This is a genomic window from Streptomyces sp. NPDC029014, assembly GCF_055564695.1.
Genome location: NZ_JBVHVT010000002.1, coordinates 162,607 through 174,730, shown reverse-complemented (window position 1 = coordinate 174,730; position 12,124 = coordinate 162,607). Strand labels below are relative to the sequence as shown.

The 12,124-nt window shown below is 73.5% G+C and carries 10 protein-coding genes and 1 pseudogene; 3 read left to right on the top strand and 8 right to left on the bottom strand.

All coding sequences use genetic code 11. The annotated features are described in order from the left end of the window. Positions 1–66: 66 nt before the first annotated feature. Complete coding sequence (gene kstD / locus ACZ4VL_RS02305) at positions 67–1,866, top strand: 3-oxosteroid 1-dehydrogenase (RefSeq protein ID WP_468194622.1); 1,800 nt, start codon at positions 67–69, stop codon at positions 1,864–1,866. Between the two features lie 120 nt (positions 1,867–1,986). On the opposite strand, the gene ACZ4VL_RS02300 is transcribed toward kstD, so the two are convergent. The 7 genes from ACZ4VL_RS02300 to ACZ4VL_RS02270 form a co-directional block, all read right to left on the bottom strand. Further along, positions 1,987–2,487: a hypothetical protein gene (locus ACZ4VL_RS02300; RefSeq protein WP_360625473.1), complete on the bottom strand. Its 501-nt coding sequence runs from the start codon at positions 2,485–2,487 to the stop codon at positions 1,987–1,989. A 60-nt stretch (positions 2,488–2,547) separates the two neighbouring features. Beyond that, a complete protein-coding gene (locus ACZ4VL_RS02295; RefSeq protein ID WP_468194618.1) occupies positions 2,548–3,381 on the bottom strand; it encodes a maleylpyruvate isomerase N-terminal domain-containing protein in 834 nt (277 codons plus the stop codon). Positions 3,382–3,658: 277 nt separating this feature from the next. Beyond that, a complete protein-coding gene (locus ACZ4VL_RS02290) occupies positions 3,659–3,943 on the bottom strand; it encodes a DUF397 domain-containing protein (protein WP_468194615.1) in 285 nt (94 codons plus the stop codon). Between the two features lie 107 nt (positions 3,944–4,050). After that, a complete protein-coding gene (locus ACZ4VL_RS02285; RefSeq protein WP_468194612.1) occupies positions 4,051–5,217 on the bottom strand; it encodes a thiolase domain-containing protein in 1,167 nt (388 codons plus the stop codon). Continuing rightward, complete coding sequence (locus ACZ4VL_RS02280) at positions 5,214–6,287, bottom strand: thiolase domain-containing protein (protein WP_468194608.1); 1,074 nt, start codon at positions 6,285–6,287, stop codon at positions 5,214–5,216. The genes ACZ4VL_RS02285 and ACZ4VL_RS02280 overlap by 4 nt, the downstream gene beginning before the upstream one ends. Next, positions 6,284–7,267 (bottom strand): Zn-ribbon domain-containing OB-fold protein, encoded by a 984-nt coding sequence (locus ACZ4VL_RS02275; protein WP_468194605.1) that lies wholly within the window; start codon positions 7,265–7,267, stop codon positions 6,284–6,286. The genes ACZ4VL_RS02280 and ACZ4VL_RS02275 overlap by 4 nt, the downstream gene beginning before the upstream one ends. Before the next feature lie 90 nt (positions 7,268–7,357). Continuing rightward, positions 7,358–8,158 (bottom strand): crotonase/enoyl-CoA hydratase family protein, encoded by an 801-nt coding sequence (locus tag ACZ4VL_RS02270; RefSeq protein ID WP_468194602.1) that lies wholly within the window; start codon positions 8,156–8,158, stop codon positions 7,358–7,360. A 185-nt stretch (positions 8,159–8,343) separates the two neighbouring features. On the opposite strand from ACZ4VL_RS02270, the gene ACZ4VL_RS02265 reads away from it, so the two are divergent. Both ACZ4VL_RS02265 and paaK read left to right on the top strand, forming a co-directional pair. Continuing rightward, a complete protein-coding gene (locus ACZ4VL_RS02265) occupies positions 8,344–10,002 on the top strand; it encodes an acyl-CoA synthetase (RefSeq protein WP_468194599.1) in 1,659 nt (552 codons plus the stop codon). 168 nt (positions 10,003–10,170) lie between these two features. Beyond that, positions 10,171–11,499: a phenylacetate--CoA ligase PaaK gene (gene paaK / locus ACZ4VL_RS02260; RefSeq protein WP_468194596.1), complete on the top strand. Its 1,329-nt coding sequence runs from the start codon at positions 10,171–10,173 to the stop codon at positions 11,497–11,499. Between the two features lie 193 nt (positions 11,500–11,692). On the opposite strand, the pseudogene ACZ4VL_RS02255 reads toward paaK, so the two are convergent. Continuing rightward, positions 11,693–12,067, bottom strand: a pseudogene (locus ACZ4VL_RS02255) (IS200/IS605 family accessory protein TnpB-related protein); the annotation flags it as partial. Between the last annotated feature and the right edge of the window lie 57 nt (positions 12,068–12,124).

Below are 12,124 nucleotides of genomic sequence, written 5' to 3'. Positions count from 1 at the left end.
ATACGGCATCAGGTTCTGTGTCTGCTTCGCCCGGTCCCTCGCCTCCCCTCCCGCTGGAGCCTGCCCATGACTGCGAGCGCCTCCCCCTCCCCCACCCCGGGTCCCCGGACCCGGCCCTCCCGCCGGTCGGTCCTCGCCGGGGCCGGGGCCGGGGTCGCGGCCGCCGTGCTGTCGGCCCCCGCAGCGCGGGCCGACGGCGCCGGACCGGGTGCACCGCTGGGCGAGTACGACGTCGTGGTGGTCGGCTCCGGGGCTGCGGGGATGACCGCGGCGCTCACGGCCGCCCGGCGGGGCCTGAGCGTGCTCGTGGTCGAGAAGGCCCCCACCTTCGGTGGTTCGGCGGCCCGCTCCGGGGCCGGCATCTGGCTGCCGAACAACTCGGTGATCCTGCGCGCGGGGGTGCCCGACACCCCGGACAAGGCCGCGGCGTACCTGGCCGCGGTGGTCGGGCCGGAGGTGCCGGCGGACCGGCAGGCGGCGTTCCTGGCGAACGGGCCGCGGATGCTGGACTTCGTGATGGCCAACAGCCCGCTGCGCTTCCGCTACATGGACGGCTACAGCGACTACTACCCGAACCTCCCGGGCGGGCTGCCGAACGGCCGCTCCATCGAGCCCGACCAGCTCGACGGCAACGTCCTGGGCGCCGAACTCGCCCGGCTGAACCCGGCGTACATGCCGGTCCCGGCCGGGATGGTGGTGTTCAGCCAGGACTACAAGTGGCTGACCCTGGCCGCGGTCAACGTGAGGGGCATGGCGGTGTCCGCCGAATGCCTGGCGCGCGGCACGGCGGCGGCGCTGCGCGGGGAGAAGCCGCTGACCATGGGGCAGGCCCTGGCGGCCGGGCTGCGGGCGGGGCTGCTGCGGGCCGGGGTTCCGGTGTGGCTCGGCAGCCCGCTGGTGGACCTGGTGCAGGAGGGCGGGGAGGTCACCGGGGTCGTGGTGGAGAAGGACGGCGTACGGGGGGTGGTGCGCGCCCGCAAGGGGGTGGTCATCGGCTCGGGCGGGTTCGAGCACAACGCGCAGATGCGGGCGCGGTACCAGCAGCAGCCGATCGGCACGCAGTGGTCGGTGGGCGCCGCGGAGAACACCGGCGACGGCATCCGGGCCGGCGAGCGGGCCGGCGCGGCACTGGCGCTGATGGAGGACGCCTGGTGGGGGCCGACGATCCCGCTGCCGGGGGAGCCGTACTTCTGCCTGGCGGAGCGGACCCTGCCGGGCGGGCTGGTCGTGAACGCGGCGGGCGGCCGCTTCGTGAACGAGGCGGCCCCGTACAGCGACGTGGTGCACGTGATGTACGAGAAGGACCGGGGCGCGCCCGGTTCGCACGTTCCCGCCTGGCTGATCGTGGACCAGAACTACCGCAACAGGTACCTGTTCAAGGACGTGCTGCCGACGCTCCCGTTCCCGGAGTCCTGGTACGCGGCGGGCGCGGTCCGCAAGGCCTGGACGTGGGACGCGCTCGCCGGGCAGATCGGGGTGCCGGCGGGGGCGCTGCGGGCGACGCTGAACCGTTTCAACGCACAGGCGTGGAGCGGGAACGACGCCGACTTCCACCGCGGGGACACCGCGTACGACCACTACTACACGGATCCGGCCGTGTTCCCGAACTCGTGCCTGGCGCCGGTGTGGGCGCCGCCGTTCTACGCGTTCCGGATCGTGCCGGGCGACCTCGGGACGAAGGGCGGCATCGTCACGGACGCCCGGGCGCGGGCGCTGCGGCCGGACGGTTCGGTGATCCGGGGGCTGTGGGCGGCGGGCAACGCGAGCGCGGCGGTGATGGGGCACAGCTACGCGGGCGCGGGATCGACGATCGGCCCGGCGATGACCTTCGGCTACGTCGCGGCGAACGACATAGCGGACACGTAGCGGGCGGGCGGGCGCCGGCGGGCGCGGGTCCGGCCCGACCCGGCCGCGGCGCCGCCCGGCTTCGGGGCCGCCCCGCTTCGACGCCGCGCCGCAGCGGGGCCCTCCGTGCCGGCCGGGACCTCAGCCCTGCTGGAAGAGCTCGGCCGGGAGCGGCTTGAGCAGCGCGTACAGGTCGTCGCTGATGGGCCGGTCCCAGCTGGCGATGGTGACCAGCACGTTGTCGCTGCGGTCGAACTGAACGCAGCTGATCCGGGTCTCGGAGAGCTTCACCTTCCGGACGATGAGGAGGTTGTCGCCCTGCATCACGGGGCAGTCCTCGGTGCCGGTGACGTGGACGTCCTCGTCGTTCTCCAGGGCGTCGAGGAGCTGGGCCACCTCGAAGGGGACCTGGCCCTCGCCGAGGTCCCGGGCCGGGGACCCCTCGGGAAGGTTGCCGATGATCATTGCGGGGCCGCGTCCGCCGAACAGGTCGTAGCGGAGAAAGACGCCCTGGCAGCTGCCGTCGGGCGCGGGCAGGAGCCCGGCCCCGAGATTGCCCGGCCAGTCACCCGGGTCCATGGCCAGGACGTCGAAGTCCGGGCCGGCGGGTGTGGCGGCGCGGTTGCGGCGGAGGAAGGACATGCCGCCATGGTACGTGGCCGGGCGCGGTTTCCGGATCCCGGGGCGGGCGGTGGCGGGCCCCTACAGGGGCGGGACGAGGGTGAACCAGTGCGCGAGGAGCTCCTTGTCGCCGGTGGTCTCCAGATCGTCCGCCGGGATCCGCCGCCAGAGGAAGAGCATCAGGTCGGAGGCGGTGCCGGCGGCCTCGACGTGCACCGGGCCGGCGGCGTCCGGCTCGACGTGGACGAGGTCCCCGGAGAAGGCCACCGTCCAGGATCCGGGACCGTCCGTACGGCGGAACCGGTAGCGCTCCCCCGCGCCGGGCGGGGCGGCGGCCACGGCCCGCCGGAAGGGGGCCATGACCTCGAAGGTCTGCGGGACGGCATCGGCGGCGAGGGCCGCGTCGACGGGACCGGGGGTGCCGGTGGCGCCCTCCGCGTCCCAGCGGTGGATCGCCAGCTCGATGGCCTGCATCCGCAGCCAGAACCCGCTGGTGCGCCGGCCGGGGTCGGCGGACCAGGTCCACACGGACTCCTCGGGTCCGAGGTCGCGGAACAGGTCGGCGAGCTGCCGCGCGCCCTGCGCGAACCAGTCCGTCACCGGCTGCGTCAGCGGCCCCCGGTTCGGCGCCCGCTCCGGGAGCGGCCACGCGGCCCGGGTCGCCGGGTCCTCGGGGAGCTCGAAGAGGGAGAGGTCGGTGGGGTCGGGGGGCGCGGCGAGTCGGTCGCGCAGGATGCGGCCGACGAAGCGGTGGACTCCGCCCAGATGGACGAGCAGGTCGGAGGCCGACCAGCCGGGGCAGGACGGCACGAGGGGCAGCGGGCCTTCGCCGGCTTCGGCGACGGCGCGTCCGACGGCCTTCTCGAAGGCCAGGATCTCGTTGCGGAAACGGGACAGGTGTGCGCTGTGGTCCATGCGGCAACACTGCCCGCCGGGCGGGTGGGTGTACCGGGGTTGCGCTGCGCGCGTACGTGGTGGTGCGCGGTGGTGCGCGCGGTGCACGATGGCGCCCCCAGTACACCCGAGCCACGCCGACGAGCGGCCCGACGCCGCGGGGTGTGCGGACACCGCCGGGATGTGCGGACACCGCCGGGGGTCGGCCGCCGCCGGGGTGACGGCCGGGTACGCCGACGCCGCCGGGCGCTGCGGCTGCGCGGTCCGGCGGCGTCGGCGGGTGGCCGGGGCGGGCGGGTCAGGTGAGGTCGAACTCGCCGCCCCGGGCGCCGAGGACGAACCTGCGCCACTCGTCCGGCGCGAAGATCAGCGAGGGGCTCTCGGGGCGCTCGCTGTTGCGCATCGCGATGAACCCCTCGACGAAGGCGATCTGGACGTCGCCCGCCCCCCGGCTGCTGGACTGCCAGTCCGCCTGACTGAGGTCCAGGTCCGGCTTGCCCCAGCCGGAGGTCGGCTGCGAAGTGATGGTGTCGGTCACGTGCGTGCTCCTCCCGGTACGTCGTCCGGGAGCCAGGGTAGCCATAGCGGCGCGTGTCGCACAGGCCACAGTGCGTCACCCCCGACCGTCCCGTCGCCCCGCCGCGGTGCGCGGTCCCGTCCGGCCCGGGCCGGACCGCGGTCCCGTGCCGGTCAGGAGACCGGGGCCGCGGATCCGACGAGCCACATGGCGAAGAACTGCGCCCCGCCGCCGTACGCGTGTCCCAGCGCCCGTCGGGCTCCGGGCACCTGGTGCTCCCCGGCCCGGCCGCGGACCTGGAGGGCTGCCTCGGCGAAGCGGATCATGCCGGAGGCGCCGATCGGGTTGGTGGACAGGACGCCTCCGGAGGGGTTCACGGGGAGGTCCCCGTCGAGTTCGGTCACGCCCGCCTCGGTGAGCTTCCAGCCCTCGCCCTCCTGTGCGAAGCCCAGGTTCTCCAGCCACATGGGCTCGTACCAGGAGAACGGCACGTACATCTCCACGGCGTCGATCTCGCGCCGCGGGTCGGTGATGCCCGCCTGCCGGTACACGTCGGCCGCGCAGTCCTTGCCGGCCTGCGGCGAGACGAAGTCCTTCCCGGCGAAGAGGGTCGGCTCGCTGCGCATCGCACCGCCGTGCAGCCAGGCGGCCGGCCCGGGCGAACGGGCCGCGCCCGCCCGGTCGGTGAGGACCATGGCGCAGGCGCCGTCCGAGGAGGGGCAGGTTTCGGAGTAGCGGATCGGGTCCCACAGCATGGGCGAGGCCTGGACCTTCTCCAGGGTGATGCCGTGCTCGTGGAGGTGCGCGTACGGGTTCTTCAGCGCGTTGCGGCGGTCCTTGTAGGCGACGAGCGAGCCGACGGTGTCGGGCGCGCCGGTGCGCCGCATGTACGCGCGTACGTGCGGGGCGAAGAAGCCGCCCGCGCCCGCCAGCAGGGGCTGTTGGAAGGGGACGGGCAGCGACAGGCCCCACATGGCGTTGGATTCGGACTGCTTCTCGAAGGCCAGGGTGAGTACGGTGCGGTGGACGCGGGCGGCGACGAGGTTGGCGGCGACCAGCGCCGTGGACCCGCCGACCGAGCCGGCGGTGTGCACGCGCAGCATGGGCTTGCCGGTGGCGCCGAGGGCGTCCGCGAGGTACAGCTCGGGCATCATCACGCCCTCGAAGAAGTCGGGGGCCTTGCCGATGACGACGGCGTCGACGTCCGCCCAGGCCAGTTCGGCGTCGGCGAGGGCGCGGACCGCGGCCTCGCGGACGAGGCCGGCGATGGACACGTCGTGGCGGGCGGCGACGTGCTTGGTCTGGCCGATGCCGACGACGGCCACGGGCTCCTTGCTCATGTGCGGTCCCCTTCCAGGACGGCGACCAGGTTCTGCTGCAGGCAGGGGCCGGACGTGGCGTGGGCGACGGCCCGGTCGGACTCTCCGCGGTGGATCCGGGCGGCGGCCTCGCCGATCCGGATCAGGCCGGCGGCCATGAGCGGGTTGGCGGCGAGCGCCCCGCCGGAGGGGTTGACGGCCACCGCGCCGTCGTCCCCGATGCCGAGGGCCCTGCGCAGCACGACCTCCTGGGAGGAGAACGGGGCGTGCAGTTCGGCGGTGTCCACGGGTCGGTCGAAGAAGCCGGCGTGCCGGGCGGCGGTCCGGGTGGACGGGGAGTCGGTGAGGTCGCGCAGACCCAGGCCGTGGGCCTCGATGCGGTGGTCGATGCCGGTGATCCAGGCCGGGCGGGCGCACAGCCGCCGGGCGGCGTCCGCGGCGGCCAGGACGACCGCGGCCGCGCCGTCGCCGATGGGCGGGCAGTCGCCCGTGCGCAGCGGCCGCACCTGGTAGTCGCCCTGCGGGACGGGGCCGCGGAGCTGGGCGTGCGGGTTGGCCCCTGCGGCGGCCCGGCTGCGGGCGCCGATGGCGGCGAGGGCGGGCTCGTCGGTCTCTCCGGCGTCGATCAGTGCCTGGGCCTGGAGGGCGGCCAGGGCCACCGAGTCGGGCCACAGGGGCGCCAGGTAGTACGGGTCGAGCTGCCGGGTCAGGACGTCGCGCACCGGTCCCGGGGAGGACTTGCCGTACGCGTAGACGAGCGCGGTGTCGGCCTCGCCGGTCTGGATCTTGACCCAGGCCTCGTAGAGGGCCCAGGCGCCGTCCATCTCGACGTGGGATTCGGAGATCGGCGGCCAGGCGCCGACGCCGTCGAGGGTCATGGTGAACGAGAAGGCCCGGCCGGCGAGGTAGTCGGAGGAGCCGGAGCAGGTGAAGCCGATCTCTCCCGCCTTCAGTCCGGTCTGCCGGAGCACCTCGTGCAGGACCGGCATGACCATCTCGACTTCGCTCAGCTCGTCCGTGCGGCGCAGGTGGTCGCTCTGCGCGAAGGCGACGACCGCGACCTCGCGCGCGTACCGGGTCCCGTCGGTCACAACAGCTCCTTGTACGCCTCGTAGTCCGCGTCCGGCTCGCCGGTGGGACGGTAGTGGTCGGGATAGCGGCCGCCTTCGGTCCACACGGGCTCGACGCGCAGGCCCATGCGGACCTGGTCGTAGGGGATGCCGCCGATGCGGCCGTGCAGGGCGAGGTCGGCGCCGTCGAGGGCGATGTGCGCGTAGACGTACGGCACTTCGACGGCGTCGTTCATGGCGTTCCTGGCCTTGATGTTGACGATGCAGAAGGTCGTGACCGTGCCGCGCGGACCGACCTCGACCCGGTCGGTGGTGGCGACCCCGCAGGTGGGGCAGGCGCCGCGGGGCGGGACGTACACCTTGTGGCAGGAGGGGCAGCGTTCGCCGACGGTGCGGTGTTCGGCGAGGGCGCCCAGGTACGCGGTCTGGGCGCGGCCGGGGCTGTAGGTGTAGTCGAGGCGGGCGGGGGCGACGATGCCGGTGACGGGCTCGGGGAGGACCCCGTCGTGCGGGGCGGGGGTCGCGGCCGCGGGTTCGCCGGGGCCGCCGGGTGCGTACGGCTCGAAGCAGGCGATGTCGGTGATGGCGCCGGTGCGTTCGGCGGCCCAGCGGACGCGCACCCGCATGCCGGTGCGGACGGCGTCCGGGCCGGGCGCGTCGAGGGCGTGCAGCAGGGCGGTGTCGGCCCCGTCGAGGCGGACCAGCACCCAGGCGAAGGGGGTGCCGAGGGGCTGGTTCGGGCGGGGATGGCCGTTCCAGGCGAAGGTGGTGACGGTGCCGGTGGGGGCGACCTCGACGAGCTCGCGGAGTTCCTCGGCGGTGACGGGGTCGTACTCGACGGGCGGGACCATCACCCGGCCGTCGGAGGTCTTCACGCCGAGGAGGACGCGCTCGCGCAGCCCGGTGAGGAAGGCGCTCTGCACCGGTCCGAGGGACCGGGTGAAGGGGAACTCGACGACGAGGGGCGCGCGCAGCACCTCGGGCGGGGACGCGGCGGTCATGGCGGCTCTCCCAGTTCTCCGGACGGGCGGGTGAGTAGGGTGCTGCGGCGGCGGCGCGGGCGGACGAGCGAGGGGCGGCGGCGCGGCGGTCTAGGCGCGGCGGTACACCGGGGGACGTTTCCCGGCGAAGGCCCGGGCGCCCTCCTTGGCGTCGGCCGTGTCGAAGACCGGCCAGCCGCGGGCGAGTTCGGCGGCCAGTGCCGTGGTCTCGTCGAGTCCGGCGGTCTCGTAGACCGAGGCCTTGACAGCCTCGACGGCGAGGGGGCCGCAGGCGTTGATCTGTTCGGCGATCTCCAGGGCCGCGCCCAGGGCCGTGCCGGTGGGGACGACGTGGCCGACGAGCCCGATCCGAGCGGCCTCCTCCGCGGAGTACGGCCGGCCGGTCAGGAGCATTTCCAGGGCGTGGGTGCGGGGGATCTGGCGCGGCAGCCGTACGGTCGAGCCGCCGATGGGGAACAGGCCCCGCCGGACCTCGAAGAGCCCGAAGGTGGCGCCGGCGCCCGCGACCCGGATGTCGGTGCCCTGGAGGATCTCGGTGCCGCCGGCCACGCAGTACCCCTCGACGGCGGCGATGACGGGCTTGCGCGGCCGGTGGTGGCGCAGCATCGCCTTCCAGTGCAGGTCGGGGTCGGCCTTCAGGCGGTCGCGGTACCCGTCCCCGGCCATGCCCTTCCCGGCGAGCGCCTTGAGGTCCATCCCGGCGCAGAAGTCGCCTCCGGCGCCGGTCAGCACGATCGAGCGGACGCTGTCATCCGCATCGGCCTCCAGCCAGCCGTCGTGGAGCCCGACCAGCAGGGGCAGCGAGAGCGCGTTCTTCGCTTCGGGCCGGTTCATGGTGAGCACGAGCGTGGCGCCGTGCCGTTCGACGGTGAGGTGTTCGGTGCCGCCCATTGCCGTCCTCCCTCTCGAGACCTAGAACAGGTTGCAGGAGCGTGGTGTGCAGTTCAAGGGTTTTCTGACACTCAGTCAGTTTTGTTGTCCCGCACCCTTCCCAGTTGGTCCGGGCGGCGCTCTAATGGCCGCCGGGCGGCCCGGCCGGCCGGCCGCCAAGGGAGCTTCGGGGGTGAGGAGGAACGGTGGAGTACAACCTTGCCGACCTGTTCGAATCGGTCGTGGACGTGGTCCCGGACCGCGAGGCCCTGGTGTACGTGGACCACCCGGGGACCGGTGCCGAGCGCCGCCTCACGTACGCGCAGCTGGACGCGGCGGCCAACCGCGTCGCCCACCACCTGCGGGACAGCGGGCTGAAGGCCGGCGAGCACGTGGGCCTGCACCTCTACAACGGGGTCGAGTACCTCCAGACCGTGCTGGCCTGCCTGAAGGCCCGGCTGGTGCCGGTGAACGTCAACTACCGGTACGTGGAGGAGGAGCTGGTCTACCTCTACGACGACGCCGACCTCGCCGCGCTCGTCTTCGAGGGCGAGTTCACGGCGCGGGTGGCGGCCGCCCTGCCCCGGACACCGAAGCTGCGCCACCTGATCCGGGTCGGGCGGGCCCCCGAGGGGGCAGCCGAGCCGGCCGTCGCCCCGGTGCCGTTCGCGGACGCGGAGGCGGCCGGCTCGCCGGACCGCGGCTTCGGGCCCCGCTCCCCCGACGACCTGTTCATCATCTACACCGGCGGCACGACCGGCATGCCCAAGGGCGTCATGTGGCGGGCGGAGGACCTGTTCTTCGCGGGCCTGTTCGGCGGGGAGCCGTCGGGCGAGCCGGTCAAGCGGCCGGAGGAGCTGGCGGAGCGGGCCGCGGCGCGCGACCCCGGGCTCACCTTCTTCCCCGCCCCACCGCTGATGCACGGCACCTCGACGCTGACCTCGTTCATCGCCTTCAACTACGGCCAGCGGGTGGTCATCCACCGCAAGTACGTCCCCGAGGAGGTGCTGCGGACCATCGAGAAGGAGAAGGTGTCGAGCGTGTCCCTGGTGGGCGACGCGATGCTGCGGCCGCTCATCGACGCGCTGAAGGGCCCGCTGCGGGGGACCGACCTGTCCTCACTGTTCAGCGTGTCCTCGTCCGGGGCGATCATGTCGGACTCGGTCCGCGCCGAGTTCCTGCGGCTCGTCCCGAACGTGCTGCTGCTCAACAACTTCGGCTCCTCGGAGTCCGGTTCCAACGGTCGGGCGGCCGACGACGCCGGCCCGGAGCGGGGCTTCCGGCTCGTCGTCAACGACCGTACGCAGGTGGTGGACCCGGCGACGCACGAGCCGGTGCCGCCGGGCGTGCCCGGGCGGCTCGCGCAGCGCGGCCACGTACCGCTCGGCTACTACAACGACCCCGCGAAGACCGCCGAGACCTTCTTCCGCAAGGGCGCGGAGCGGTGGGTGCTGCTCGGGGACATGGCCACCGTGGACGCCGAGGGCATCGTCACCGTGCTGGGGCGCGGCTCGCAGTGCATCAACACGGGCGGCGAGAAGGTGTACCCAGAGGAGGTGGAGCAGGCGCTGAAGGCGCATCCGGACGTGTACGACGCCCTGGTCGCCGGGGTGCCGGACGCGCAGTGGGGCAGCCATGTCGCGGCGGTGGTCCAACTGCGCGGGGGCGCGCCGGAGCCGACGCTGGACGAGATCCAGAGCCACTGCCGGACCAGGCTGGCGGGGTACAAGATCCCGCGCCAGCTGGTCATCGCACCGGCCGTGCAACGGTCGCCGAGCGGCAAGGCGGACTACCGGTGGGCGAAGTCGGTGGCGGTGGAGGCCGACGCGGCGGCCGCCCGCCGGAACCCGCCGCCGGCCGGGTGACGGGGGCCCGGCCCCCGGCCAGGCCCCGTCCCGTCGTACGGGGTGACGGAAAGCACGGGCGCACCCTGTCGTGCGACCACTCGTTCGAGTCATTGATTTTGGCCACCCCGGTCGGGCAATGTACCGAATGATCGGTCGGCTGTTCGGCTCACGACGGGGTGAGGGCACATGACGCAGTACGAGGACCTACGGGACGCGGGCGAGCGGCTCGGCCGCGAGGAGCTGGCCGCACTGCAGCTGACCCGGCTGCGGGACACCCTGGCCCGCGCCTACGAGCGGGTGCCCTTCTACCGGCAGGCCTTCGACAAGGCCGGGGTGCATCCGGACGACTGCCGCTCCCTCGCCGATCTGGCCCGCTTCCCGTTCACCACGAAGGCGGACCTGCGCGGGCAGTACCCGTTCGGCATGTTCGCCGTGCCCCGCACGGAGGTGCGCCGACTGCACGCCTCCAGCGGCACCACCGGCCGCCCCACGGTGGTCGGCTACACCGAGCGGGACCTGGACACCTGGGCCGCGGTCGTCGCCCGCTCGATCCGGGCGGCCGGCGGACGGCCGGGCCAGATCGTGCACATCGCCTACGGGTACGGCCTGTTCACCGGGGGCCTGGGCGCGCACTACGGGGCGGAACGGCTGGGCTGTACGGTCGTGCCCGCCTCCGGCGGTATGACGGACCGCCAGGTACGGCTGATCCAGGACTTCCGGCCCGAGGTCATCATGGTGACGCCCTCGTACATGCTGACCCTGCTCGACGAGATGGAGCGGCAGGGCATCGACCCGCGCAGCACCTCCCTGCGAACGGGGATATTCGGCGCGGAACCGTGGACCGAGGGGATGCGCCGGGAGATCGAGGAGCGGCTCGACATCGACGCGGTGGACATCTACGGCCTGTCCGAGGTCATCGGCCCGGGCGTGGCGCAGGAGTTCGCCACCCACAAGGACGGCCTGCACGTGTGGGAGGACCACTTCTACCCGGAGGTGGTGGACCCGCTGACCGGCGAGGTACTGCCGGACGGCGAGCCCGGTGAGCTGGTGTTCACCTCCCTCACCAAGGAGGCCATGCCGGTGGTGCGCTACCGGACCCGGGACCTGACGCGGCTGCTGCCGGGCACCGCCCGGCCCGCGTTCCGGCGCATGGAGAAGATCACCGGGCGCAGCGACGACATGCTCATCCTGCGCGGGGTGAACCTGTACCCGACCCAGATCGAGGAGATCCTGCTCGGCACGCCCGGTCTGGCCCCGCACTTCCAGCTGCGGCTGTACCGCGAGGGCCGGATGGACGCGCTGACGGTACGGGTGGAGGCGCGCCCGGACACGGACTCCGCCCGTCGGGAGTCCGCGGCCGCCGCCGTGGTGCGGGCGGTCAAGGAGGGCATCGGCGTCACCGTCGCGGTCGAGGTCGTCGACCCGGAGACGCTGGAGCGTTCCGTGGGCAAGCTCAAGCGGCTGGTCGACCTGCGCGGCGCCGGGGAGGGCGGGGACACGCGTCCGGGCGGCTGAAACCGTTCCTCATCAGTGAGCAGGAGTAGGTCTCGGACCTATACCTGGTCACTGCGGACATCCCGAACGGCTTTGGGTGTCCTGGTCGCCCGCGTACTCGCCGCGTCCGGCTGCACGGATCGTGTCCGTGGTCCGGAGACGCGGCGGCGGGTTTCCCCACGCCCAAGGGCTTCCGGTCCGGCCTGGACGGTCCGTCGTTCTTCGAGCGGTACCCGCCTGGATCCTTCTTGGTGCCCTTCTCCCCGATGGGCTGGGACAGACGGTGCCGAATCATCGTGAGGCCTGCTTCGAGGCCCTGGATGTGCGCGAGCTGGCAGCGCGGGACAAGGCCCACTGGTCGTGCGTTGCCTTGGTGATCGCCCCCGCCCAGCGGGACGATGACTCAGAGGTCAGGCTCTTCTTCCGGGCCGCCCACGTGTCCGTGGAGCGTTCCAGGCCGTCCGCGCACCGGGCCTTGGGATCACGGGAGGCAAGCGACCCGAGGTGCGCGCCTGCCAGTCGCAACACCTTCCCGTCGGCGGGTGTCAGGCCCCCGGCGGTCGCGAATCGCCACACCGGATGGCCCCAGGGCAACGAACGGCGCAGCTCACTGACCCAACTTCAAGGACCAGCAGGTGGAGACCCC

What these genes read in the sequence shown, in the direction of transcription:
- ACZ4VL_RS02270 (WP_468194602.1), bottom strand. Translation starts at nt 8,158, where the DNA reads ATGGGCGGCACCGAACACCTCACCGTCGAACGGCACGGCGCCACGCTC.
- ACZ4VL_RS02285 (WP_468194612.1), bottom strand. Translation starts at nt 5,217, where the DNA reads ATGAGCAAGGAGCCCGTGGCCGTCGTCGGCATCGGCCAGACCAAGCAC.
- kstD (WP_468194622.1), top strand. Translation starts at nt 67, where the DNA reads ATGACTGCGAGCGCCTCCCCCTCCCCCACCCCGGGTCCCCGGACCCGG.
- ACZ4VL_RS02300 (WP_360625473.1), bottom strand. Translation starts at nt 2,487, where the DNA reads ATGTCCTTCCTCCGCCGCAACCGCGCCGCCACACCCGCCGGCCCGGAC.
- ACZ4VL_RS02290 (WP_468194615.1), bottom strand. Translation starts at nt 3,943, where the DNA reads ATGGCTACCCTGGCTCCCGGACGACGTACCGGGAGGAGCACGCACGTG.
- ACZ4VL_RS02275 (WP_468194605.1), bottom strand. Translation starts at nt 7,267, where the DNA reads ATGACCGCCGCGTCCCCGCCCGAGGTGCTGCGCGCGCCCCTCGTCGTC.
- paaK (WP_468194596.1), top strand. Translation starts at nt 10,171, where the DNA reads ATGACGCAGTACGAGGACCTACGGGACGCGGGCGAGCGGCTCGGCCGC.
- ACZ4VL_RS02295 (WP_468194618.1), bottom strand. Translation starts at nt 3,381, where the DNA reads ATGGACCACAGCGCACACCTGTCCCGTTTCCGCAACGAGATCCTGGCC.